Annotated in this window: 22 protein-coding genes; 11 read left to right on the top strand and 11 right to left on the bottom strand. The window is 73.8% G+C overall.

Features of this window, described 5'->3' with window-relative positions:
* The 8 genes from ACFW1I_RS11405 to ACFW1I_RS11370 form a co-directional block, all read right to left on the bottom strand.
* A partial coding sequence (locus ACFW1I_RS11405) for a hypothetical protein (protein ID WP_384668856.1) occupies window positions 1-2,134 on the bottom strand: 2,134 nt, incomplete at its 3' end.
* Entirely contained in the window at window positions 2,131-4,086 is a 1,956-nt protein-coding gene (pstS, locus tag ACFW1I_RS11400) for a phosphate ABC transporter substrate-binding protein PstS (RefSeq protein ID WP_384668853.1), read from the bottom strand. The genes pstS and ACFW1I_RS11405, both read right to left, overlap by 4 nt.
* Entirely contained in the window at window positions 4,083-5,297 is a 1,215-nt protein-coding gene (gene pstA, locus ACFW1I_RS11395) for a phosphate ABC transporter permease PstA (protein WP_384668849.1), read from the bottom strand. The genes pstS and pstA overlap by 4 nt, the downstream gene beginning before the upstream one ends.
* A 13-nt stretch (window positions 5,298-5,310) precedes the next feature.
* On the bottom strand, window positions 5,311-6,354 hold the full coding sequence (gene pstC / locus ACFW1I_RS11390; RefSeq protein ID WP_384668845.1) for a phosphate ABC transporter permease subunit PstC: 1,044 nt from the start codon (window positions 6,352-6,354) through the stop codon (window positions 5,311-5,313).
* Between the two features lie 78 nt (window positions 6,355-6,432).
* Entirely contained in the window at window positions 6,433-6,804 is a 372-nt protein-coding gene (locus tag ACFW1I_RS11385; protein WP_384668842.1) for a DUF1508 domain-containing protein, read from the bottom strand.
* A 141-nt stretch (window positions 6,805-6,945) separates the two neighbouring features.
* Window positions 6,946-7,590 (bottom strand): PH domain-containing protein, encoded by a 645-nt coding sequence (locus ACFW1I_RS11380; RefSeq protein WP_384668840.1) that lies wholly within the window; start codon window positions 7,588-7,590, stop codon window positions 6,946-6,948.
* Window positions 7,591-7,658: 68 nt separating this feature from the next.
* The gene (locus ACFW1I_RS11375; protein WP_384668838.1) at window positions 7,659-8,282 is read right to left on the bottom strand and encodes a class F sortase; all 624 of its coding nucleotides are present in this window, start codon (window positions 8,280-8,282) and stop codon (window positions 7,659-7,661) included.
* A 121-nt stretch (window positions 8,283-8,403) separates the two neighbouring features.
* Window positions 8,404-10,116, bottom strand: coding sequence for a hypothetical protein (locus tag ACFW1I_RS11370; RefSeq protein WP_384668835.1), 1,713 nt, complete (start codon window positions 10,114-10,116; stop codon window positions 8,404-8,406).
* Window positions 10,117-10,446: 330 nt separating this feature from the next.
* Here ACFW1I_RS11370 and deoC point away from each other — a divergent pair, with 330 nt between their 5' ends.
* From deoC to ACFW1I_RS11355, 3 genes are read left to right on the top strand one after another with little or no spacing between them, the layout of a single operon-like run.
* On the top strand, window positions 10,447-11,406 hold the full coding sequence (deoC, locus tag ACFW1I_RS11365; RefSeq protein ID WP_384668863.1) for a deoxyribose-phosphate aldolase: 960 nt from the start codon (window positions 10,447-10,449) through the stop codon (window positions 11,404-11,406).
* A 5-nt stretch (window positions 11,407-11,411) separates the two neighbouring features.
* Entirely contained in the window at window positions 11,412-12,848 is a 1,437-nt protein-coding gene (locus ACFW1I_RS11360; protein WP_384668832.1) for an aldehyde dehydrogenase family protein, read from the top strand.
* A complete protein-coding gene (locus ACFW1I_RS11355; RefSeq protein WP_384668829.1) occupies window positions 12,841-13,734 on the top strand; it encodes an aldehyde dehydrogenase family protein in 894 nt (297 codons plus the stop codon). Before ACFW1I_RS11360 ends, ACFW1I_RS11355 begins: the two co-directional genes overlap by 8 nt.
* Before the next feature lie 55 nt (window positions 13,735-13,789).
* Here the strand turns inward: ACFW1I_RS11355 and ACFW1I_RS11350 are convergent, their stop codons facing one another.
* On the bottom strand, window positions 13,790-14,536 hold the full coding sequence (locus ACFW1I_RS11350; RefSeq protein ID WP_384668827.1) for a TetR/AcrR family transcriptional regulator: 747 nt from the start codon (window positions 14,534-14,536) through the stop codon (window positions 13,790-13,792).
* Between the two features lie 114 nt (window positions 14,537-14,650).
* On the opposite strand from ACFW1I_RS11350, the gene ACFW1I_RS11345 reads away from it, so the two are divergent.
* Entirely contained in the window at window positions 14,651-15,244 is a 594-nt protein-coding gene (locus tag ACFW1I_RS11345; protein WP_384668825.1) for an NADPH-dependent FMN reductase, read from the top strand.
* A gap of 2 nt (window positions 15,245-15,246) precedes the next feature.
* Window positions 15,247-16,761: an MDR family MFS transporter gene (locus ACFW1I_RS11340; protein ID WP_384668823.1), complete on the top strand. Its 1,515-nt coding sequence runs from the start codon at window positions 15,247-15,249 to the stop codon at window positions 16,759-16,761.
* Here ACFW1I_RS11340 and ACFW1I_RS11335 read toward each other — a convergent pair.
* Window positions 16,694-17,101, bottom strand: coding sequence for a hypothetical protein (locus tag ACFW1I_RS11335; protein WP_384668821.1), 408 nt, complete (start codon window positions 17,099-17,101; stop codon window positions 16,694-16,696). The two genes, ACFW1I_RS11340 and ACFW1I_RS11335, sit on opposite strands and share 68 nt — an antisense overlap.
* Before the next feature lie 52 nt (window positions 17,102-17,153).
* On the opposite strand from ACFW1I_RS11335, the gene ACFW1I_RS11330 reads away from it, so the two are divergent.
* Entirely contained in the window at window positions 17,154-17,849 is a 696-nt protein-coding gene (locus ACFW1I_RS11330) for an ATP-binding protein (RefSeq protein ID WP_384668818.1), read from the top strand.
* A gap of 141 nt (window positions 17,850-17,990) precedes the next feature.
* Here the strand turns inward: ACFW1I_RS11330 and ACFW1I_RS11325 are convergent, their stop codons facing one another.
* Window positions 17,991-18,710, bottom strand: a complete 720-nt coding sequence (locus tag ACFW1I_RS11325; protein WP_031009203.1) for a SigE family RNA polymerase sigma factor — start codon at window positions 18,708-18,710, stop codon at window positions 17,991-17,993.
* Between the two features lie 172 nt (window positions 18,711-18,882).
* Between ACFW1I_RS11325 and afsQ1 the strand changes: the two genes are divergently transcribed.
* The 5 genes from afsQ1 to ACFW1I_RS11300 all read left to right on the top strand — a co-directional run bounded on the left by afsQ1 (window position 18,883) and on the right by ACFW1I_RS11300 (window position 22,608).
* Window positions 18,883-19,560: a two-component system response regulator AfsQ1 gene (gene afsQ1, locus ACFW1I_RS11320; RefSeq protein WP_031009200.1), complete on the top strand. Its 678-nt coding sequence runs from the start codon at window positions 18,883-18,885 to the stop codon at window positions 19,558-19,560.
* The gene (locus tag ACFW1I_RS11315; RefSeq protein WP_384668814.1) at window positions 19,557-21,107 is read left to right on the top strand and encodes an ATP-binding protein; all 1,551 of its coding nucleotides are present in this window, start codon (window positions 19,557-19,559) and stop codon (window positions 21,105-21,107) included. The genes afsQ1 and ACFW1I_RS11315 overlap by 4 nt, the downstream gene beginning before the upstream one ends.
* Window positions 21,104-21,706, top strand: coding sequence for a hypothetical protein (locus tag ACFW1I_RS11310; protein ID WP_384668811.1), 603 nt, complete (start codon window positions 21,104-21,106; stop codon window positions 21,704-21,706). Before ACFW1I_RS11315 ends, ACFW1I_RS11310 begins: the two co-directional genes overlap by 4 nt.
* Before the next feature lie 84 nt (window positions 21,707-21,790).
* Window positions 21,791-22,312 (top strand): VanZ family protein, encoded by a 522-nt coding sequence (locus ACFW1I_RS11305; protein ID WP_384668808.1) that lies wholly within the window; start codon window positions 21,791-21,793, stop codon window positions 22,310-22,312.
* A gap of 89 nt (window positions 22,313-22,401) precedes the next feature.
* Entirely contained in the window at window positions 22,402-22,608 is a 207-nt protein-coding gene (locus ACFW1I_RS11300) for a PspC domain-containing protein (RefSeq protein WP_031009194.1), read from the top strand.
* Window positions 22,609-22,749 lie beyond the last annotated feature (141 nt).

The raw sequence follows: 22,749 nt of genomic DNA, 5'->3' as shown, positions 1-22,749 counted from the left end.
GGCCGCCGGTCCCGCCGCCCGGGCCGCCCGGCTCGGCGGGGGCGCCCCGCTCCAGCCGGTCGGCGGCGGCCGTCGCCTGCGCCCGGAGCGCCGCGGGCATCGGCGCGTAGCCGTACGGCAGCAGGCCGGGCCCGTAGCCCTGGGTCTGGCCGGGGCCGGCCGCGTACCGCATCACCCGCGCGTAGTCCGCGCGGGCGTCGGCGGGCAGGCTCCGGGAGGCGGCGGCGTAGGTGACCACCGTCAGCGGGTAGGCGCCCTTCCGGGCCCGCGCCGGGTCGGCGGCGAGGACGCCGGGGACGGCCGAGTCCCGGAACTGTCCGACCGCCTCGGTCAGGGACGCGGTGGTGGGCAGGACGAACCGGCCGTCGGCGTTGGGCAGGGCCACCGCCGCCAGGCCGTACCGGGCGGCGGAGGCCGCGTCGACGATGCCGAGGGCCCGGCGGGAGCCCGGGACGATCGGTGCCGCCTTCAGCTTGAGCCCGCCCGTCGCCGTGTCGTCCTCGGCCTCGAACTTGGAGTTGTGGCTGCCCCTGCGGATCCACCGGGCGGCGTCGTGGAAGTCGGCGGCGTACGGGGAGCGGTCGAGCGCCCCGTACGTGATGGTCCGGTCGCCCACGACGAGCGGCGTCTCCGAGGGGTCGGCCTTGGGGAACTCGTAGAGGCTGGTCCCGGCGACGCCCAGGTCCTCGGAGAAGGGATTCACCTTCATGCCCCACGGATCCGGTTTTCCGTCCAGGAATTCCCGGGCGGCTGGATCGCTCCGGACGTAGTCCCAGACGACCTTGGCGGTGTCGGAGCGTTCGGCGGACAGCAGGATCCCGCCGGGGTAGTTCATCTCCCCCTGCCGCACCTCGTCGAATTTCGGGTTCAGTTCCAGGAATTCCGGGTCGCGGAGAATCGAGACCGGGTTGCCCTTCAGGTGGTCGAGCGGGGCGAGCCCGCCGACGCCGACCCGGACGTCGTACGGGTACGACAGCGTGAGCAGTTTGGCGAGGAGCCGCTGGTTCAGCCGCAGGTCCCGCACGAGGCCGATCTTGTCGGCCTCCCAGAAGAAGCCGACGGTGAGCCCGCTGACGGCGACCGGCGCGTGGACGAACCCGGCCTTCTCCCCGCCGGCCACCGGCTCGACGGTGAAGCCGAGTCCGGAGGAGGTGGGGGTCGGGGCGAGCAGGCCGGACCGGGTCAGCTCCTCGCCCCGCTGGGTGAAGGTGAACCGGGTGGTGTGGCCGGCGCAGAGGGCCGACTGCCAGGAGGTGACGGCCTCGGTGACCAGTTCGGAGCCGGCGATCCGGCGCTCCTCCCGGTCCGTGGGGCAGGGGTCGCCGACGGGCAGGAAGTCGAGCGGGAAGACGAGCCGTTGGTTCCAGTTGGTCTGGGAGAACGGCGAGCTCTGCGGCTTGTGGTTGTTCTGGGTGCCGTCGGGGTCGAAGGAGCCGCGGGGCACGACGACGAGCCAGCAGCCCCGGCCGCGCGCCGCCGCTCCGGTGCCCACGGGGTCGCCGCAGCCCAGGTGGGGGGCTTCGCGGGTGGACTGGAGGTTGAAGCCCACCTCGCCGGTGCCGTCGGGCTGGGTGACGGCGTACGGCTCCTCGTTGGTGTCGCCGGGGCTGAAGTAGGTCCAGTCGGTGACCTTCTTCGTCGGGGGCCCCGAGACGGGGGTGAAGGGGACGAAGGGGCTGGTCGTCTGGCCCGGGTACTCGGGGTCGGGGATGTCCTCGGCGTACTCCTTCTCCAGCGGGTCCCGGCCCGCGACGAGCCGCCGCACGCCGATGTTCGCCCCCACGGCGAGCGCGCTGATGTTGGTGGCGCCGAACTGGCACTGCTCGCGCTTCGGCCCGGCCGGGTCGTCGCCCCAGCACTGCATGATCTGGAGGAAGTCGGTGCCCTGCCCGGTCGGCTCGCCGCCCTTCCAGGTCACCCGCAGGCCCTGGCCGCGCAGGTTCCTCGTCTGGTGGACGGTCACCTCCAGGCGGGAGAAGTCGTCGTACGGGCCCTTGGTGCCGCGCCGGGTGACGGCGGAGCTCGTGGGCTCGGCGGCGACGGCGGGCGGGTCCTGGGGCAGCGGGAGGAGGGCGAGGACGACGGCGGCGAGGAGGGCGCCGAGCCCGGTCGCCCGGCCGCGGCGGCGGTTCATCGGGCGCCTCCCCGGCGGTCGGCGCGGTTCGCCAGGAAGCGGCCGACGAGCGGCGGCGCGATGACGGTGGCGAGGAGCAGGAAGGCGGAGAGGACCATCAGCAGGCCGCGCAGTCCCGCGCCCGAGTCGGCGGCGAGGGTGACGGGGGTGCCGACGACGGGGTTGCCGGCGTAGCCGCCCGCGTCGCCGCCGCCCGCCGCGCCGCCGCTGCCGCCCGCGCCGCCGTCGGTGAGGATGTCGCCGGTGTCGGGGTCGACGACCGGGCCGCCGGAGCCGCCGGTGGCTCCGGAGCCGGAGGCCGCACCAGTCGTGGACCCGCCGGTGCCGGTGGTGCCGCCGGTGCCGGTCGACCCGGTGCCGGTCGCGCCGGTGGAACCCGTACCCGGCGCCGTACCGGCTCCGCTGCCGCCGGTCCCGCCGGTCCCGCCGCCGCCCGAACCGCCGCCGGTGCCCGAGCCGTGGGCGCCGCCCCCCCCCCGCGCGCCCGGGGGGGCGGCGCCCCCCGGGGGCGCACCCCCCGGGGGGGGCGCGCCCGACCCGCCGCCGCCGCCCGAGCCGTCGGCGCCGCCGCCCCCGGAGCCGCCGGTGGCGCTGCCGCCGCCGGTGGCCGAACCGCCGGTGGTGCCGCCGCCGGTCACCGGGGTGGCCGTGCCGCGCGCGCCGCCGGTGCCGTCCGCGCACTGCTGCGCGCCCTGCCTGTCGCAGGACTTGGGCCTCGGGGCGTTCTTGGCGAGGGTGTTGGTGCCGTCGGCGGAGAAGGTGGGGTTGCGGCAGGAGGAGAGGTCGACGGCGCCGGTGGGGGCGCCGGGGATGCGGCGGACCTGGTCGAAGCCGGCCTGCACGAGGTTCTTCGGCAGCGGCGAGTAGCCGAGCTCCTCGGCCTGCTGCTGGCCCTCGCAGAGGAAGTAGCGGGCGAAGGTGCCGAGGGAGCGGCCCTTCTCGGTGGTGTGCGGGGCGGTCTCCGAGGTGGGGACGACCATGTAGCTGTAGCTGGACAGCGGGTAGGCGCGGTTGTCGGCGGAGCGGTAGACGTCGTCGAGGATCTGGGTGAGGTGGTTCGGCGAGGAGCGGTCGGTGTCGATGCGGGCCCTGAGCAGCGCCACGGCCACGGCCTGGGCGGTCGGCTCGACGTAGTAGCCGGACCGGTTGAGGACCTTGACGACCGGGAAGTGCGCGTTGACGGCGTACGAGTACTCGACGTAGGTGATCGCGCCCTCGCCCTGCGGCTGGCGGACGTGCGCGGAGACGCCGAGCGAGCCGGACTTGGCGACCGTGGTGGTGCCGGGCACCACCGGGAAGTAGGAGGTCATGCCGCAGGGGGCGGAGCGGCCGGCGCGGCGGCAGTAGTCGTTCCAGACCGGGCCGTGCTCCTTGGCGAGCCAGGTGGTGAACTGGGCGGTGGTGCCCGAGCCGTCGGAGCGGACGACGGGCACGATCCGGCGGGCCGGGAGGGTGAGGCCGGGGTTGTCGGCCTTGATCTCGGGGGCGTTCCACATGGTCAGCTGCCCGGTGAAGATCTTCGCGAGGACGGCGCCGGAGAGCCGCAGGTTGGTGACCTGGCGGCCGCCGATGCGCAGGTTGTACATGAAGGCGGTGCCGCCGGCGACGATCGGCATGTACGCGTAACCGCGGCGCGGCGGGACGTCGGTGGCGCCGCCGTCGGTGAGGCCGTACGGGATCTCGGAGACGGCGAAGTCGACGGTGCCGTTCTTGAACTGCTCGCGGCCCTGCGAGGAGCCGTTGGCGTTGAAGTTGACGGTCAGTCCGATGTTGGCGCCGATGTTGCGCCGCCACTGCTCGACGGCGTTGGAGCTCCAGGTGGAGCCGGAGCCGGTGATCTTGGTGTAGCCGGCGGCCTGGGCGGCGGGCGGGCCGGCGAGGAGGGCGAGCAGCGCGCAGAGCACGCTGCCCAGGCCCAGGAGGGTGCGGGTGAGCGGGACGGGCGGTCTCACGGCGTGCTCCTCGGAGGTGCGGGCTGGGAGGGAAGGAGGGTGGCGCGGGCGAAGCGGGCGGCGTCCGACCGGGAGGCCGCGGCCCGGCGCCGCTCCTGGCGCCGGGTGAGCTGCCCCGGGCCGCGCCCGCCGGCGATCCGGGCGAGCACGAAGAGCAGCAGGACGAGGAGCATCAGCACGGCGGCGGTGCCGAAGCCGCGGGCGATCATGTTCGGTTCGGGCGACTTGACGAGTTCGAAGGTGGCGAGCGGCAGCGAGACCTGGGCGCCGGAGGTCGGCAGCGCGTTGAGTTCGGCGGTGAAGCCGGCGGTGAGCAGCACCGGCGAGGTCTCCCCCACGCCGCGGGCGGTGCCGAGGATGACGGCCGTGGTGAGGCCGGAGCGGGCGGTGGGCAGCACCACGTGCCAGACCGTGCGCCAGCGCGAGGCGCCCATGGCGTACGAGGCTTCGCGCAGGGTGCCGGGGACGAGCCGGATGACGACGTCGGAGGCGCGGATGATGATCGGCAGCATCATCACGGAGAGCGCGAGGGCGGCGGCGAGGCCGGAGCGCTCCATGCCCAGGGCGAGGATGACGGTCGCGTAGACGAAGAGGCCGGCGACGATCGACGGGAGGGCGGTCATCGCCTCGACGACGGTGCGGACGAGGCGGGCGAAGGGGCCGGGGACCTCGTTGAGGAAGACGGCGCAGACGATGCCGGCGGGGACGGTGAGGACGAGCGCGATGCCGACCTGTTCCAGGGTGCCGACGACGGCGTGCAGGACGCCGCCGGTGTCGAGCGGTTCGAGGGGGCCGGCGAGGCTCATGTCCTCGGTGAAGAAGTTGAGGTGGACGAGGGCCTCGCGGCCCTCCCAGAGGGTGAAGGCGACGACGAAGACGAGGACGGCGAGGAGGACGAGGCCGAGGGTGCGGACGACGACGCCGGCGACCCGGTCGCGGACGGCGGGTCCGTCCTCGTCGAAGGAGACCAGCAGGGCGTAGAGGCCGAGGAAGAGGGCGTACCCGACGAGGACGAAGCCGACGGTGCCGGAGAAGGGCAGCAGCCGGTCGAAGAGCAGCCAGGTGAGGGCGAGCGCGGCGGCCGCGGCGCCGAGCAGGGCGTAGACGTCGGTGGCGCGCGGTCCGGTGGTGGTGCGGCGCCGTTCGGGGCCGGCCGGCGGGGCCTGGCCGGCGGGCGGGCGCAGTGTCGGCCGCTCCGGGGCGATGGTCATGGAGGCTCCCCTGTTACGCGTCGCTGGACGCGCCGGAGCGGCTGCGGGCGACGATGGACGAGGCGGCGAAGTTGACGATCAGGGTCATGACGAAGAGCGCGAATCCGGCCGCCATCAGGGCGGACATGCCGAAGGCGGTGGCCTCGCCGTAGCGCAGCGCGATGAGCGAGGAGACCGAGCTGGTGCCGGTCTGGAGGACGTGCCACTGGATCGTGAAGACCTGCGAGATGACCATGTAGACGGCGATGGTCTCGCCGAGGGCGCGGCCGAGGCCGAGCATGGTGCCGCCGATCATGCCGCCCTTGCCGAAGGGCAGGACGACGGCGCGGATCATGCCCCAGCGGGTGGCGCCGAGCGCGTACGCCCCCTCGCGTTCGCCGGCGGGGGCCTGGGAGAAGACCTCGCGCATGATCGAGCAGATGATCGGCGCCACCATCATCGCGACGACGAGTCCGGCGACGAAGGTGGAGGAGGTGTAGACGGTGGGCGGGGCGAGCGGGTCGTCGGGGTCGGCGCCGTCGACGCGCAGGAAGGGGATCCAGCCGAAGTACGCGGAGATCCAGCGGGCGATCGGCAGGATCGATTCCTCCAGCCAGAACACGCCCCACAGGCCGTAGACGACCGAGGGCACGGCGGCCATCAGGTCCACGGTGGAGATCAGGGTGCGGCGCAGCCGGGGCGGGGCGTACTCGGAGATGTAGAGCGCGGCTCCGGTGGCGAGCGGGACGGCGACGACGATCGCGACGAGGGCGATGAGGACGGTGCCGAGGAGGACCGCGGCGATGCCGAAGTTCCCGGCGTCGGGCTCCCAGTTCTCGGTGGTGAGGAAGGAGCCGCCGGCCCGGTCGAGGGCCTGCCAGGCGCGGAGCAGGAGGAAGCCGCCGACGAGGAGCATCACGGCGAGGACGAGGCCGCCGCCGGTGCGGGCGACACCGCGGAAGACCCGGTCGGCGGGGCCGGGGTCGGCGTGCAGCCGTCTCGGGATGTCGGGCAGGCCGTCGGGCCGGGGGCCGGGGGCGCCGGGCGGCGCGGGCGGATCGGTCGTCTCGGTCGTCACGGTAAGGACAGAAGTCCGGTCCGGTGGACGGGTGCGTCCCTCGATCTGAACGAGGGACTTCCGCGAGGCAACTTCCGTTCACCATAAGGCGGTTGAGCTCCAGTGGACGGCTTCGGCGGCCAGCAGGGAGCGGAAGCGGTCGTAGGCGGAGCGGCAGGTGGAGTGGCGTTCGTACGCCCTCCCGGAGAGGGCGGCGGGGCGGCCCTCGGCGTCGCGCAACAGCCAGACCCAGCCGTTGCCGCCGGCGGTGTGCTGCACCCCGCCGCCCATGGTCTCGTGCCCGGCGCAGAGCGCCGCGAAAGCGGCCCGGCAGGCGGTGTGGTCGGCGAAGCACTGCCCCGACCGCGCCACCACCCGCCCGTTCTGCGCGACGAGCCGCCAGCCGTATCGTCCGTCGGCTCTGACGTCGACCAGACAACGCGTCCCGGACACACCGGTGCCCTTGGTCATTGCCCCCACCCCCACAGTCTCGGCACGGGCAATCTATTGACCCCGCCGGGATCGTTGGGCTCTAAACGATCGGGGGGAGGCATGCTTCACCCCGCCGTTGCCCCTAGGACACCGGCGGGGTGAGGGTGGCGGAGGCGGGTCTCAGCCGGTCGCGCCGAGCACCACCAGGAGGACCAGGCCGACGACGGCGGGGGCGATGATCTCGTACGCCCAGCGCACCTGCGGCGCGCCCTGCGCCCCGGGCCGGCCCTGGTAGGTCTCGGCCATCTCGCGCAGGTCGGCCACGTTCTGGTCGCTCGGCGCGACGCGGGCGGCGTCGTCCCGGACGTCGGCGGTGACCGAGGTGCGGCCGCTGGGGTCGTCCTGGGAGGCGCGGGCGGCCCGGCGGGCGGCCTTCTTCCGCTGCCGCAGCGAGACGGGCACGGCCCACAGCTGGTACTTGACGCCGTCCGTGGTGAAGACCTCGCTGGAGTACCCGGCCCGGACGTCGGCGACCGATCCCCAGGGCAGCAGGATGGCCCGGAAGGGGTTGCGGATCCGGAGCCGGTCCTGGTTGGCGTAGACGGCGGGCCGGAGGGTGAAGGCGACGATCAGCGGCACGGCGAGCAGCAGCCCGGCGAGGGCCAGCCAGGGCGCCCGGCCCTCGCCGCGCACCAGCGCGTCGGCCACGAAGACGAGCGTCAGGGCGAGCAGGAAGACGCCTCCCGCGATGCCGAAGTTCGACCGGTAGACGCGGTCGGGGAAGGTCGGCTCGGGGTTCGGCTCGGAGGGCGTGGGGCTCGTCATGCCGCCGATTCTGCCTCAGGAGCCGCCGGGAGGCTCGGGCGCCCCGCCCCGCCCCGGGTGTCCGCCGCTCAGGCGGGCCGGGCGGTGACCAGGTCGGCGTACAGGATGATGTTGTCCGGCCGGTGTCCGTCGACGAGTTCGCCGCCGCAGGTGACGATCCGCAGCTCGGGGCGGCGGGTGTCGCCGTAGACCTTGCGGGTCGGGAAGGCGTCCTTGTCGACCTGTTCCAGCTCGCGGACGCGGAAGACGGCGGCGGTGCCGTCCTCGCGGGTGACGGTGATCTCGTCGCCGGCCCGGACCTTGGAGACGTCCTTCAGCACGGCCGGTCCGCGCGCGGTGTCGAAGTGGCCGATGAGGACGGCGGGCCCGGTCTCGCCGGGCGTGACGCCCTTGCCGTACCAGCCGATCCGGTCGGCCTGCTCGACGGAGGGCACCTCGACGGTGCCGTCCGCGTTCAGCCCGAGCTCCAGGATGTCCCGGGCGTCCACGCCGGCGGCGGGCAGCTGGACCCGGACGGGCAGGGAGCGGGCGAGTGCCGCGCTCGTGGCGGTGGGTGCCGGCGCGGCGGTCTCGGCGATCCGGGCGGGCGGGGTGGGCGGGGTGGCCCCGGGCCCGGCCGAGCACCCGGCGAGCGCGAGGAGGACGGCCGCGCACAGCGCGGCGGAGGCGGCGGAACGGCGGCGGTGGCTCATGGGCGGACTCCGTACGGGGTCGGCCGGCCGTCACGGGGTGGGGTGACGGCCGGCCTGGGTGGGGTGGGACGCTCCGGGCTCGGGTCGAGGGGCGAGGAGCGGACTGCGCGGGGTGTACGGGTCAGCCGCGGGCCCCGGCGGCGCGGCGACGCAGCACGGTGAAGCCGAGCCCGGCGGCGGCCAGCGAGGCGGCACCGGCGCCGACCGCGACCAGCGTGGCGGAGCTCTCCTCGGCGGCGAGCTCGGCGCCGGCCGCGACCCCGCCCTTCGGGATGACGGAGGTCTGGCCGCCCTGCGGGGAGGCGCCCTGGCCCTGCGCGCCGGGGACGGCGTTCAGCTTGCAGCCCTTGGGGAGCTTCGGGAAGGCGGCGGTGAAGCCCTTCACGCCGCCGCCCTGGGTCTTGGTGTAGAGGGACGGGGTGGCGCTGTGGGCGTCGACGATCCGGGCGACGATGCCGGCGCTCTTCGGGAGCGACGGGTGGGCGCGGTCGAGGACGGCGAGGAGCTTGTCGTCGCCGATGGTGATGAGCTTCGCCTTCGGGCCCTTCGGGCTCATGATCAGCTTGGCCTCGGTGCCGGCGCCGATGTCGACCCAGCGGGTGACGGTGCACGCGCCGAGGGCGTCCGGGTCGGTGTCGACCGGGCGCTCGGCGCCCTGGCCGCCGCCGCCCATGCCGTACGGCTGCGGGGCGGCCTGCTCGGCGGAGCCGGGGATGTAGGCGGCGAAGCCTCCGTCGCGCTCCAGGACGACGACGGCCTTGCCGTACGTCCAGACCGCGCGGTCGCCGTTGAGGTAGGTGAAGCCGCGGCCCTTGTCGTTCTCGATGAGCTGGAGGCCGTAGCGGCCGTCCTTCTTGGTGAGCTCCAGGACGGTGCCGTCGGCGAGCCGGTAGATGCCGGGGGTGGCGCCGGGGCGGTAGTTGCCGACCCAGTTGTGGGTGGTGCCGTTCGGGTTGAGGACGAGGAACTCGCCGTTGTCGTTGCCGGCGGCGGCGCGGGTGTTGGCGCTCAGCTGGCCGACCGGCCGGCCGTCGCGGAAGAGCTCGGCGCGGTGGTGCTGTGCGTTGACCTTGTAGATCTTGGCGACGGTGCCGCCGATGAGGGTCTGGGTGCGGACCAGCGTGCCCTGCGCGGTGTCGACGGCGACGGCGGTCACCTTGCCCTCGAAGTCGAGGGTCACCTCGTGTCCGGCGAAGACCTTGGTCTCCTTCGGCGGGTATCCGGCGCCGGCCTTCAGCTCGCCCAGCGTCCGGCCGTCCTTGTGGACGGTGGCGGTGTAGTAGAGGTGCTGGTCGCCCCGGGCGTACACCTTGGCGGAGAGGCCGCCCGCGAGCTGGACGGTGCGGAGCAGGTAGCCGTCCGGGCCGATGCGGGTGGCGGTCACCTGGCCCTCGGAGTCCAGGGTCACGACGTGCCCGACGATGATCTGCGTGTCCTTCGGCGGGTGGCCGGCGCCGGCCTTCAGCTCACCCAGGGTGGAGCCGTCGCGCACGATGGTGGCGGTGTAGTACGGGTGCTGGTCGCCGCGCCGGTACACCTGGGCCGTCAGCCCGTCGACCAGCTGGACGGTGCGGACCGGGGTGTCGGTGGAGGCGGCGGGGGCAGCGGCAGCGGTTCCGGTTCCGGTACCGGCGGTCCGGGCGGCGGCCTTGCCCGGCGCGGGCGTCGCGGTCTTGCCGGCCGGGGTGGCGGTCTTGCCGGCCGGGGCCGCGGCGGCGGGCTTCGGCGCCGGGGTCGTACCGGCGGCGAAGGCGCTGCCGGCCGCGAGGACCGGGGTGGCGGCGACGCCGGCGACGAGCGCGGTGGCGAGGGCGGTGCGAAGGGCGGTGCGCATGACGACTCCCGAAGAGGTTCGGTGGCGGATGAAGACGAGTCGCACGCCGCTGATGTCTCCTCGGGGAGGGCCGGTGAGTTCTCGCTGGCTGCTGATAAAGAATCTAAAGATCTCGTATGGGGGATCGGTCCGCTCCATGTCACGGGCGTGTGACAGCCGTCACCGCCCCTCATGGACCTTTCGCGCGCCCCCGCGCGCATCCTTCTCGCGCCCCTTTCGCGCCCCCGCTCCGGCCGGGCACCACGCCGTCCCGCGCCGCTGACCTCGACCTCCTCGGACACCCTCCCCTGTACAGGTCGCTACGCGCGTAGATATGCTCGACTGGTGACCATGCCCACCACTGCATCCGCAGCAGCAGCTTTCGCCGACGTGACCGCGTCCGAGAGCACGCTGCGCCGCTTCCTCCACGGGCTGCCCGGCGTCGACGCCGTGGGCCTGGAGGCGCGCGCCGCGTCCCTCGGCACCCGTTCGATCAAGACCACGTCCAAGGCCTACGCCATCGACCTGGCCATCTCCATGATCGACCTGACGACGCTGGAAGGCGCGGACACCCCGGGCAAGGTCCGGGCCCTCGCCGCCAAGGCCGTCCACCCCGACCCGACCGACCGCACGACCCCGACAACCGCCGCCGTCTGCGTCTACCCCGACATGGTGGCCACCGCCAAGGCCGCCCTCGCGGGCTCGGACGTCAAGGTCGCCTCGGTCGCCACCGCCTTCCCGGCGGGCCGTGCCGCCCTCCCCGTGAAGCTGGCCGACACCGCCGACGCGATCGCCGCGGGCGCGGACGAGATCGACATGGTCATCGACCGCGGCGCCTTCCTCGCCGGCCGGTACCTGGAGGTCTTCGAGCAGATCGCCGCCGTCAAGGCCGCGTGCGGCGACCGGGCCCGGCTCAAGGTGATCTTCGAGACCGGCGAGCTGTCCACCTACGACAACATCCGCCGCGCCTCCTGGCTCGGCATGATGGCCGGCGCCGACTTCATCAAGACCTCGACCGGCAAGGTCGCGGTCAACGCCACCCCGGCCAACACCCTGCTCATGCTGGAGGCGGTGCGCGACTTCCGCGCCCAGACCGGCGTGCAGATCGGCGTGAAGCCGGCCGGCGGCATCCGCAACACCAAGGAAGCCATCAAGTTCCTGGTGCTGGTCAACGAGACCGCCGGCGCGGACTGGCTGGACAACCACTGGTTCCGCTTCGGCGCCTCCAGCCTGCTCAACGACCTGCTGATGCAGCGCCAGAAGATGGCCACCGGCCACTACTCCGGCCCCGATTACGTGACGGTGGACTGATCGACATGACCTCCCCCTTCGAGTACGCCCCCGCGCCCGAGTCGCGCGCGGTCGTCGACATCGCCCCGAGCTACGGCCTGTTCATCGACGGCGAGTTCACCGACGCGGCCGACGGCAAGGTCTTCAAGACCGTCTCCCCCTCCACCGAGGAGGTCCTCTCCGAGATCGCCCAGGCGGGCGAGGCGGACGTGGACCGCGCGGTGAAGGCCGCCCGCCGCGCCTTCGAGAAGTGGTCCGCGCTGCCCGGCTCGGAGCGCGCCAAGTACCTCTTCCGGATCGCCCGGATCATCCAGGAGCGCAGCCGCGAGCTGGCCGTCCTGGAGACCCTGGACAACGGCAAGCCGATCAAGGAGACCCGCGACGCGGACCTCCCGCTGGTCGCCGCGCACTTCTTCTACTACGCGGGCTGGGCCGACAAGCTCGACCACGCCGGCTACGGCGCGGACCCGCGCCCGCTGGGCGTGGCCGGCCAGGTCATCCCGTGGAACTTCCCGCTGCTGATGCTGGCGTGGAAGATCGCCCCGGCGCTGGCGACCGGCAACACGGTCGTCCTGAAGCCGGCCGAGACGACCCCGCTCTCCGCCCTGTTCTTCGCGGACATCTGCCGCCAGGCGGGCCTGCCGAAGGGCGTCGTCAACATCCTCCCGGGCTACGGGGACACCGGCGCCGCCCTGGTCGCGCACCCGGACGTGAACAAGGTCGCCTTCACCGGCTCGACCGCCGTCGGCAAGCAGATCGCCCGCACGGTCGCCGGCAGCGACAAGAAGCTCACCCTGGAGCTGGGCGGCAAGGGCGCCAACATCGTCTTCGACGACGCCCCGATCGACCAGGCCGTCGAGGGCATCGTCAACGGCATCTTCTTCAACCAGGGCCAGGTCTGCTGCGCGGGCTCCCGCCTGCTGGTCCAGGAGTCGATCCAGGACGAGCTGCTCGACGCGCTGAAGCGCCGCCTGTCGACGCTCCGCCTCGGCGACCCGCTCGACAAGAACACCGACATCGGCGCCATCAACTCCGAGGAGCAGCTCTCCCGCATCACCTCGCTGGTGGAGCAGGGCGAGGCGGAGGGCGCCGAGCGCTGGACCGCCGCCTGCGACCTCCCGGAGGCGGGCTACTGGTTCGCGCCGACGCTCTTCACCGGCGTCACCCAGGCGCACACCATCGCCCGTGACGAGGTCTTCGGCCCGGTCCTGTCGGTGCTGACCTTCCGCACCCCGGACGAGGCCGTCGCCAAGGCCAACAACAGCCAGTACGGCCTCTCCGCCGGCATCTGGACGGAGAAGGGCTCCCGCATCCTCGCGGTCGCGAACAAGCTCCGCGCCGGTGTCGTCTGGGCCAACACGTTCAACAAGTTCGACCCGACCTCGCCGTTCGGCGGCTACAAGGAGTCGGGCTTCGGCCGCGAGGGCGGCCGCCACGGCCTGGAGGCGTACCTCGATGTCTGAGACGACCGCACGACTCAACGTCTTCAAGACCTACAAGCTGTACGTCGGGGGCAAGTTCCCCCGTTCCGAGAGCGGCCGGGTGTACGAGGTGACCGACTCCAAGGGCAACTGGCTGGCGAACGCGCCGCTCTCCTCCCGCAAGGACGCCCGTGACGCGGTCGTCGCCGCGCGCAAGGCGCAGGGCGGCTGGGCGGGCGCGACCGCGTACCTGCGCGGCCAGATCCTCTACCGCGTCGCCGAGATGCTGGAGGGCCGCCGGGACCAGTTCGTCCGCGAGGTCGCGGACGCCGAGGGCCTGTCGAAGTCGAAGGCCGCGGCGCAGGTGGACGCGGCGATCGACCGCTGGGTCTGGTACGCGGGCTGGACCGACAAGATCGCCCAGGTCGTCGGCGGCGCCAACCCGGTCGCCGGCCCGTACTTCAACCTCTCCACCCCGGAGCCGACCGGTGTCGTCACCGTGATCGCCCCCCAGGAGTCGTCGTTCCTGGGCCTGGTCTCGGTGATCGCCCCGGTCATCGCGACCGGCAACACGGCGGTCGTCGTCGCGAGCGAGAAGGCGCCGCTGCCGGCGCTCTCGCTGGGCGAGGTGCTGGCCACCTCCGACCTGCCGGGCGGTGTGGTCAACATCCTCTCCGGCAAGGCGTCCGAGATGGGCCCGCACCTCGCGGCCCACCTGGACGTCAACGCGATCGACCTGACGGGCGCGGACGCCGACCTGGCCCGCGACCTGGAGATCGCGGCCGCGGAGAACCTGAAGCGCGTACTGCGGCCCCGTACCGAGGACTTCGCCGAGTCCCCCGGCACGGACCGCATGACGGCGTTCCTGGAGACGAAGACCGTCTGGCACCCGACGGGTTCGCTGGGCGCGAGCGGCTCCTCGTACTAGGAACCGCCGCGCGGACGGCCCCCGGGCAGCAGCACTGCCCGGGGGCCGTCGGCGTTCACGGCGTGCACCGCCGGCCGCGCTCGACGAGGCCGGCGACGCCGTCGAGGACGCACTCCAGGCCGGTCTCGAAGGTCCACTCGGCGTCGTCCTTGCGCGCCGCCGTCCGCGTGTACCGCAGATACGCCGGGTAGCGCCCGGTGCCGAGCAGATAGCTCATCTGGGGGGCCAGGCCGCGCCGGGTCTCGTCGCCGGTCTCCCAGCCCTGCTCCCGCATGTACTGCCGCAGGGAGACCTCGGACTGGGTGGCCCCGTGGACGTACGAGGAGACGGTCCGGAACGCGGCCATCATCGTGTCGGCGTCCAGGCCGAGGCCGTCGAGGGCGGCGAGCTGGCGTTCGGCGGCGGCCATCCGGGCCGGGGTGATCGCGAAGAGCGGCGCCGGCAGCTGGGCGAGCCAGGGGTGCCGGAGGATCGAGGCGCGGGTCCGCCGCGCGTGGGCGCGGAACGTCTCCCGCCAGTCGAGCGCCTCCTCCTCCCCCGGATCCAGCTCGGCCGAGACCTGGTCGACCATGAGCGCCCAGAGTTCGTCCTTGCCGTCGACGTGCCGGTAGGCGGCCATCGGGGCGACGCCCAGCTCGGCGGCGATCTTCCGCATGGTGACGGCGCCGAAGCCGTCCCGGTCGGCGATGCCGACGGCCACCTCGGCGATCCGCCGCGGGGTGAGGGAGGTGCGCGCCGCGGCCGCGGGCCGCTCCAGCCGCTCCCAGAGCGAGACGCCGTCGCCCTCTTCCTTCTTCGCCATCACACGCTCCTCATCTCGCGTACAGCGTACGCCCGGTAGACGTCGTACACGTCGATGTGTACGTTGTACACCGCCGGGTGTACAACGTACACACCACTCGTCCCAGGGGGATCCATGACCACCGCACCGCTCCGCGTCGCCGTCATCCAGGGCTCGACCCGCGACGGCCGCCTCGGCCCCGTCGTCGCCCGCTGGATCCGGGAGCACGCCGACGGCCGCCCCGACATGACCACCGACCTGATCGACCTCGCCGAGACCCCGCTACCCACGGTCTTCCCGCAGCTCGGCCAGGCGCCCGCCCGCGCCGAGGACCGGGAGCTGCTCGCCGCCGTCTCGCCCCGCCTCGCCGACGCCGACGCCTTCGTCGTCGTGACGCCCGAGTACAACCACAGCTTCCCGGCCTCCCTCAAGAACGCCATCGACTGGCACAACCGGGAGTGGCACGCCAAGCCCGTCGGCTTCGTCGCCTACGGCGGCTTCTCCGCCGGCCTGCGCGCGGTCGAGCAGCTGCGCGGCGTCTTCGCCGAACTGCACGCCGTCACCATCCGCGAGGCCGTCGGACTCCAGGGCGTCTGGGGGCAGTTCGACCCCGAGGGCAAGGCCGTCGACCCCGCCGCCGACACCGCCGCCAAGGCGATGCTCGGCCAACTCGCCTGGTGGGCCGAGGCCCTGCGCGAGGCCCGCGCCAAGTCCCCCTACGGAGCCTGACCATGACGACCCCTCAGCCAGGAGGACACATCCCCTATCTGGGGATCTCCGGCCTCATGCTCGGCATCGTCCTCGGCACCCTCGACGGCACCGTCGTCGGCACCGCCCTGCCCACCATCGCCGGCGAACTCGGCGGCCTAGACCGGCTCTCCTGGGTCGTCACCGCCTACCTGCTCACCACCGCCGTCACCACCCCCCTCTGGGGCAAGGCCGGCGACCTCCTCGGCCGGAAGGGCGCCTACCTCACGGCCGTCGCCGTCTTCCTCGCCGGCTCCGTCCTCTCCGGCCTCGCCCAGACGATGGACCAGCTCATCGCCTTCCGCGCCCTCCAGGGCGCCGGCGCCGGCGGCCTGATGGTCGGCGCCTTCGCCCTGATCGGCACCCTCGTCGCCCCCGAGGACAGCCCCAAGGTGCAGGCCGTCACCGGCGCGATGCTCCCGGTCGCCTTCGCCGGCGGCCCGCTCCTCGGCGGCTTCCTCACCGACCACCTCGACTGGCGCTGGGCCTTCTACGTCAACGTCCCCGTCGGCGTCGCCGCCCTGCTGATCGTCTCGCTCGCCCTCACCGTCCGCACCCCGCGCGTGAAGGCCCGCGTCGACTGGGCCGGCGCCCTGCTGCTCACCACCGGCGTCCTCGCCCTCACCCTGCTCGCGAGCCGGGCCGGCGGCCCCGGCACCGGCGTCGCGCTGGCCGCCGTCGCCGCCGTCTCGCTCGCCTGGTTCGTCCGCGTCGAGCTCCGCGCCGAGGAGCCCGTCATCCCGCCCCGCCTCTTCCGCGGCCGGAACTTCACCCTCGCCCAGATCCTCAGCCTGCTGGTCGGCGCCGGCATGCTCGCCGCCCTCAACTACCTGCCGCAGTACCTCCAGTTCGCCCGCGGCCAGTCCTCCACCGCCAGCGGCCTGCTGCTCCTGCCGCTGATGCTCGGCATGGTCGCCGCCCAGCTCGCCTCCGGCCGGCTGATCACCCGCACCGGCCGCTACCGCGCCCACCCGGTGACCGGCGGCGCGCTGATGACGGCCGGCGCACTCCTGCTGCTCCTCCTGGAACCGGACACCCCGACCGCCGTCGCCTCCGCGCTGACCCTCGTCATGGGCACCGGCATGGGCCTGCTCATGCAGTCCACGATGCTGATCACCCTGTACGGGGCCGAGCCCCGCGACCTGGGCGCGGCCAGCGGCACCGTCACGCTGGTCCGCACCCTCGGCGGCTCCCTGGGCGTGGCCGTGCTCGGCGCGGTCTTCACGGCCCGGCTCGGCGGCGCCGACCCCGGTCTGACCCCCGAGCGGGCCGCCGCGCTCCCCGGACCGGCCCGGGACGCCGTCCGGGCGGCCGTCACCGACGGCGTCCACGGCGTCCTGCTCGGCGCCGCCGCGCTCGCCGCCCTGGCCTTCGCCGTGGCCTGGCTCGTCCGGGAGGTCCCGCTGGGGCGGCCGGGAGGAGGAGGGGCGGCTACGGAAGCAGCTTCTGCGTCAGCGGACCCGCGACCGGCAGATCCGCCACGGCCCCGCCCTGCGTGAGGTGGTCGGTGACCAGGTGGGTGCCGACCGGCTTGAAGTCGGCGACCTGGGTGCCGACGCCGTTGGCCAGCGGGTCCACCCCGGTCTTCGCCAGCGGGTCGAGCTGCAGCCGCGTCAGCGGCCCCACGCCCTGGGTGACGCCGGTCAGCGCGCCCGCGCCGGCCGCGCCGGCGTCGGTCCGGGTCAGCGAGTCCACCGGCAGCGGCACACCGGCGGCCGGGGCGGCCGCCTGGGCGCCGGCCGCGGCGCCGAGCACGGCGGCACCGGCCGCGGTGACACCGAGACCGGCCTTGAACAGGACGCCGCGGCGGGGGGCCTTCGGCTGGGCGTGACGCGCCATGAGGTTCCTTCCGAGGGGTGAGCGAGCGGCCACCGACAGTAGTGGAGGTGTGATGCTCGATACCAACAGCCCTCCTCGGTGGTCCCCTGGACGGGGTAATGCCTCACACTGGTGTTCCGTGAGTTCCCAACCGATCCCGACCCGGGTCGTCCTGCTCGCGGGCCCCTCAGGCTCCGGCAAGTCGTCCCTCGCCGCCACCGCGGGCCTCCCCGTGCTGCGCCTCGACGACTTCTACAAGGAGGGCGACGACCCGTCGCTCCCGATCGTCGAAGGCGGCACCGACATCGACTGGGACTCCCCACGTTCCTGGGACGCGGACGCCGCCGTCGCCGCGATCGTCGAGCTGTGCCGCACGGGCCGCACCGACGTCCCCGTCTACTCCATCGCCACCAGCTCGCGCACCGGCAGCGACCGCCTCGACATCGAGCGGACCCCGCTCTTCATCGCCGAGGGCATCTTCGCCGCCGAGATCGTCGACCGCTGCCGCGAGCTCGACGTGCTGGCCGACGCGCTCTGCCTGCGCGGCCGCCCGTCCACCACCTTCCGCCGCCGGCTCCTGCGCGACCTGCGGGAGGGCCGCAAGTCGGTCCCGATGCTGCTCCGCCGCGGCTGGCGGCTGATGCGCGCCGAGCGCGCCATCGTCGCCCGCCAGACCGCCCTGGGCGCCCACCCCTGCGCGAAGCCCGAGGCCCTGGGCCGGCTCGCCGCCGCCGCGGCCGGCCGCCACCGCACCCCCGCGAGCCACTGACCCGGGAAGACCCCGGACAACCCGAAGCGGGCCGTACGAGACCCCCCGGACTCGTACGACCCGCTTCGTTCTTTCCCCCGTGGCCCCAGATCCCCCCTGAGGCCGTCCCCCGTGGTGCTCCCCCGTGTTCCCCCGTGATCCTCAGGCGACGAGCTCGCCGAAGGACTCCTCCTCGTCACGGCCGAAGCTCAGCACCTCGTCCTCGCGCAGTCGCCGCAGCGAGCGCCAGATGCTCGACTTCACCGTGCCGACACTGATGTCCAGGATCTCCGCGATCTCCGGATCGGTCCGGCCCTCGTAGTAGCGCAGCACCAGCATGGTCCGCTGGAGCTCGGGCAGGCGGGCCAGGGCCTGCCACAGCACCGCGCGCAGCTCGGTGCCGCGCATCGCGTCCGTCTCGCCGACCGTCTCCGGCAGCTCCTCGGTCGGGTACTCGCTGACCTTGCGCCGGCGCCAGGCGCTGATGTGCAGATTGGTCATCGTGCGGCGCAGGTAGCCGCCGACGGCGGCCTTGTCGCTGATCCGGTCCCAGGCGCGGTACGTGGAGAACAGCGCGCTCTGGAGCAGGTCCTCGGCCTCGAACCGGTCACCGGTCAGGTGGTAGGCGGTGGCGTACAGGGAGGCCCGGCGCTCCTGGACGTAGGCCGTGAACTCGGCCTCCGAGCAGGAACGCTCCCCCGTGGCCTCCCCGTACACCGCTCCCCCGTCAGCGACGGCGACCATGTACGGCGCCTTGCGCTGACGCCCGACGGTGCGAACGCACCCCCGTCCGTTCACACCCCCGGACTTCTCGGTGCTCCGCACGACATCGTGGAGACGTGTGACGACTGCGCTGGAGGTGGTGCTGTGCAGTGCGTTCATCTCGCGCCCCCCTGTCGGTCGGAGTCTGTGTTTCGGTCCGTGTGCCAAGAAGCTTGCCCGGCGGACTTCATGGCGTTGTCCGCCGACTGTCACAGACGTGTCACAGGGGCCGGAACGGAAGCGCGCCTCCGAGCGGTCGATCTCCGACGGCACATGGGCCAGAATGACCTCCGTGCCTTTTCTGTTGCTGATCGAGGACGACGACGCCATCCGCACGGCCCTCGAACTCTCCCTGTCCCGGCAGGGCCACCGGGTGGCCACCGCCGCGTCGGGCGAGGACGGCCTGCAGTTGCTCAAGGAGCAGCGGCCCGACCTGGTCGTGCTCGACGTCATGCTGCCCGGCATCGACGGTTTCGAGGTGTGCCGGCGGATCCGCCGCACCGACCAGCTGCCGATCATCCTGCTGACGGCCCGCAGCGACGACATCGACGTGGTCGTGGGCCTGGAGTCGGGCGCCGACGACTATGTGGTGAAGCCGGTGCAGGGGCGGGTGCTCGACGCCCGGATCCGGGCCGTGCTGCGGCGCGGGGAGCGGGAGTCGACGGATTCGGCGACCTTCGGTTCGCTGGTCATCGACCGGGCGGCGATGACCGTGACGAAGAACGGTCTCGACCTCCAGCTGACCCCGACCGAGCTGCGGCTGCTGCTCGAACTGAGCCGGCGGCCCGGACAGGCGCTGTCCCGGCAGCAGTTGCTGCGGCTGGTGTGGGAGCACGACTACCTGGGCGACTCGCGTCTGGTGGACGCCTGTGTGCAGCGGCTGCGGGCGAAGGTGGAGGACGTGCCGTCCTCGCCGACCCTGATCCGCACGGTGCGGGGCGTCGGTTACCGGCTGGACGTCCCTGCGTGACGAAGTCGAACAAGGGGGTCCTGGCCTGGCTGCGGCTGTCCAGCCTGCGCCTGCGGCTGGTCGTGGTGTTCGCGCTGGTGGCGCTGACCGCCGCGGTGTCGGCGTCGGGGATCGCGTACTGGCTGAACCGCGAGGCGGTGCTCAAGCGGACCCAGGACAGCGCGCTGAACGACTTCCGGTCGGAGATGCAGAACCGGGTGGCGACGCTGCCGCTGCGGCCGACGCAGGAGGATCTGCGGCGCGCCTCCGAGGAGATGACCGCGGGCGGCGCCGGCTACCAGGTGCTGCTGCTGGGCGAGCGGGCCGCGGGGAAGCCGATCGTGGGCGCCTCGGACCCGGACGTGTTCACGCTGGAGGACGTGCCGGTGTCGCTGCGGGAGGCAGTGGACACCCGGCGCCCGGTGACGGACGCGAACCCGTACCCGTACCACCTGTTCTGGCAGCGGACCGAGCGGGGCGGGACGCCCTACCTGGTCGGCGGGACGCGGATCGACGGCGGCGGGCCCGCCGGCTACATGTTCAAGTCGCTGGCGGCGGAGAAGGCGGACCTCAACTCGCTGGCCTGGTCGCTGGGGATCGCGACCGGGCTGGCGGTGATCGGTTCGGTGCTCATGGCGCAGGTCGCGGCGACGACCGTGCTGCGGCCGGTGCGACGGCTCGGCGAGGCGGCCCGGCAGCTCGGCGAGGGCAAGCTGGACACCCGGCTGCGGGTCACCGGCGCGGACGAACTCTCCGATCTGTCACGGACGTTCAACAGCGCGGCGGAGAACCTGCAGAAGAAGGTCGCGGACATGAGCGCGCGGGAGGAGTCCTCCCGGCGGTTCGTCGCCGACATGTCGCACGAGCTGCGGACCCCGCTGACCGCGCTGACGGCGGTGACCGAGGTCCTGGAGGACGAGCAGGACTCCCTGGACCCGATGATCGCCCCGGCGGTGGCGCTGGTGGTCAGCGAGACCCGGAGGCTCAACAACCTGGTGGAGAACCTGATGGAGGTGACCCGCTTCGACGCGGGCACCGCCCGGCTGGTCCTGGACGACGTGGACATCGCCGACCAGATCACCGCGTGCGTCGACGCGCGGGCCTGGCTGGACGCGGTGGAGCTGGACGCGGAGCGCGGTGTGATGTGCCGGCTCGACCCGCGCCGGCTCGACGTGATCCTGGCCAACCTGATCGGGAACGCGCTGAAGCACGGCGGCTCGCCGGTGCGGGTCTCGGTGCGCACCGAGGACGGGCCGGACGGCGAGGAGCTGGTCGTCGCGGTGCGGGACCACGGTCCCGGCATCCCCGAGGAGGTGCTGCCGCACGTCTTCGACCGCTTCTACAAGGCGAGCGCCCAGCGGCCCCGGTCGGACGGCTCCGGCCTCGGCCTCTCCATCGCCATGGAGAACGCGCTGATCCACGGCGGGACGATCGCCGCCGCCAACTCGACGGGCGAGGACGGCGCCGTGGACGGCGCGGTGTTCGTGCTGCGGCTGCCCCGGGACGCGTCGGCGGTCGCCCGTGAACTGGGCACCGGTTCCCGGCAGGGCAAGGGGGAGGACGAGTGAGGCTGCGTACGGCGACGATGGTGGCCCTCGCCCTGCTGGCCACCGGCTGCGGGATCCGGACGACGTCGGTGCCGGTGGACGCGGGCCCGGCCCCGTCGCGGGTGCCGTGCAACGTGCCGGAGGCGTCGGCGCCCGCCCAGGGGGTGCCGGTGCGGGCGTTCCTGGTGTGCGGTTCGCAGCTGGAGCCGGTGGACCGCAGGTCGCCGCAGCCGGAGGACAAGGCGAGCGGCGATCCGGTGCGGACGGCGTCGGCGCTGCTCGCGCAGCTCCTCGCGGAGCCGTCGGAGGCGGAGCGGCAGGCCGGTTTCACCACGGCGGTACGGGCTCCGCTGAAGGTGGCGGGCGGCCGGACCGGCGATCCGGAGGGCGCGCTGCGGCTGAGCCGGCAGCCGGAGGACCTGGCGCCGGCGGCCCTGTCGCAGCTGGTGTGCACCTTCGCGGAGAGCTCGGCGGGCGCGGGCGGGCACACCGTGCTGCTCGCGGGCCCGGGGGCGTACCCGCCGAAGCGCTACCGCTGCACGAGGGAGCTGCGGGAGCGCCCGGAGTCGGCGCCGCCGACGGCCGCGGCGCCGTCCGCCCCGGCGACGCCGGCGGGCTGAACCGGAACCGATCCCGGCGCGGGCCGCGTCTTGGGGGGCGTGCAGCGTCAAGGTTCGGGCGGGAACGCCGCCGTGGTCGTCCGCGTGACCGGGTTCGTGCTCCTGGTCGCGCATCTGCTGCTCGTCGCCTGGGTCGGACTGCTCCCACGGGACGTGGCCTGGGTGACCGCCCCGAACACGGTGCCGCTGGCCGGGCTGCGCGCCGATCTGGCGCTGGGGCCCGCCGAGGCGGCCCGGCTGATCGCCGAGGGACTGCTGCTGCTCGCCCCGCTCGGGGTGCTGCTGCCGATGTGCGACGCGCGGCTCGACGCGTCCCGGTGGGGGTCGCTGACCCGGACGACGGCGGCGGGGGCGCTGGTGTCGCTGGCCCTGGAGCTGTTGCAGACGGCGGTGCCGGGGCAGGTCGTGGACGTGGACTCGGTGCTGCTGAACACCCTGGGGGTGGCGCTGGCGCATCTCCTGGTGGTGCCGGCCGCGCGGGCGCGGCTGCGGCGGCGCCGGTCCTCCTCCGCGGGTGGGAGCCGGAGTCGGGGTCGGGTCATGAGGGGGAACGAGGCCGATCAGGGTCGTACCCCGAGGATTCCCAGGGTTCCGATCGCCCCGTAGGGCGACGTCGAAGGGGTGGCCTCCCCGGCACCATGGAGTCATCGGGAGCCCGACGGAAGTGGCCTCCCGAACCGACGAAGGAGCCCACCATGGCCGCACTGGTCCGCCCGCGTGAAGGCCGGATGATCGGCGGGGTGTGCGCGGCGCTCGCCCGGCGCTTCGGCACCTCCGCCCTGACGATGCGGGTGCTGTTCCTGGCCTCGTGCCTGCTGCCCGGCCCCCAGTTCCTGCTCTACCTGGCGCTCTGGCTGCTGCTGCCGAGCGAGTCGAGGACGAAGGCGAGCGCGGCCTGGTAGCCGGCGGCGCGTGAGCACGCCGAAGGGGCGCGGACCCGGGTGATCCGCGGTGGCGCCCCCTGGGCGGGGGGGGGGGGGGAGCCGCTCGGGAGCGCGCCCGCGCCCCCGCGGGGGGCGCCGCGGGGGGCGCTGCGCGGGGCG

Source organism: Streptomyces sp. NPDC058955 (assembly GCF_042741435.1).
Lineage (GTDB): Bacteria > Actinomycetota > Actinomycetes > Streptomycetales > Streptomycetaceae > Streptomyces.
The sequence above is the reverse complement of the archived record's forward strand: the minus strand, read 5'-3'. Positions and strand labels throughout refer to the sequence as shown.

Coding starts and splice junctions, on each gene's coding strand:
- ACFW1I_RS11300 (WP_031009194.1), top strand. CDS start 22,402: ATGGCCGCACTGGTCCGCCCGCGTGAAGGCCGGATGATCGGCGGGGTG.
- ACFW1I_RS11330 (WP_384668818.1), top strand. CDS start 17,154: ATGCTCGATACCAACAGCCCTCCTCGGTGGTCCCCTGGACGGGGTAAT.
- ACFW1I_RS11335 (WP_384668821.1), bottom strand. CDS start 17,101: ATGGCGCGTCACGCCCAGCCGAAGGCCCCCCGCCGCGGCGTCCTGTTC.
- ACFW1I_RS11350 (WP_384668827.1), bottom strand. CDS start 14,536: ATGGCGAAGAAGGAAGAGGGCGACGGCGTCTCGCTCTGGGAGCGGCTG.
- ACFW1I_RS11325 (WP_031009203.1), bottom strand. CDS start 18,710: ATGAACGCACTGCACAGCACCACCTCCAGCGCAGTCGTCACACGTCTC.
- pstA (WP_384668849.1), bottom strand. CDS start 5,297: ATGACCATCGCCCCGGAGCGGCCGACACTGCGCCCGCCCGCCGGCCAG.
- ACFW1I_RS11340 (WP_384668823.1), top strand. CDS start 15,247: ATGACGACCCCTCAGCCAGGAGGACACATCCCCTATCTGGGGATCTCC.
- deoC (WP_384668863.1), top strand. CDS start 10,447: ATGCCCACCACTGCATCCGCAGCAGCAGCTTTCGCCGACGTGACCGCG.
- ACFW1I_RS11345 (WP_384668825.1), top strand. CDS start 14,651: ATGACCACCGCACCGCTCCGCGTCGCCGTCATCCAGGGCTCGACCCGC.
- ACFW1I_RS11375 (WP_384668838.1), bottom strand. CDS start 8,282: ATGAGCCACCGCCGCCGTTCCGCCGCCTCCGCCGCGCTGTGCGCGGCC.
- ACFW1I_RS11360 (WP_384668832.1), top strand. CDS start 11,412: ATGACCTCCCCCTTCGAGTACGCCCCCGCGCCCGAGTCGCGCGCGGTC.
- ACFW1I_RS11370 (WP_384668835.1), bottom strand. CDS start 10,116: ATGCGCACCGCCCTTCGCACCGCCCTCGCCACCGCGCTCGTCGCCGGC.
- ACFW1I_RS11385 (WP_384668842.1), bottom strand. CDS start 6,804: ATGACCAAGGGCACCGGTGTGTCCGGGACGCGTTGTCTGGTCGACGTC.
- ACFW1I_RS11355 (WP_384668829.1), top strand. CDS start 12,841: ATGTCTGAGACGACCGCACGACTCAACGTCTTCAAGACCTACAAGCTG.
- ACFW1I_RS11380 (WP_384668840.1), bottom strand. CDS start 7,590: ATGACGAGCCCCACGCCCTCCGAGCCGAACCCCGAGCCGACCTTCCCC.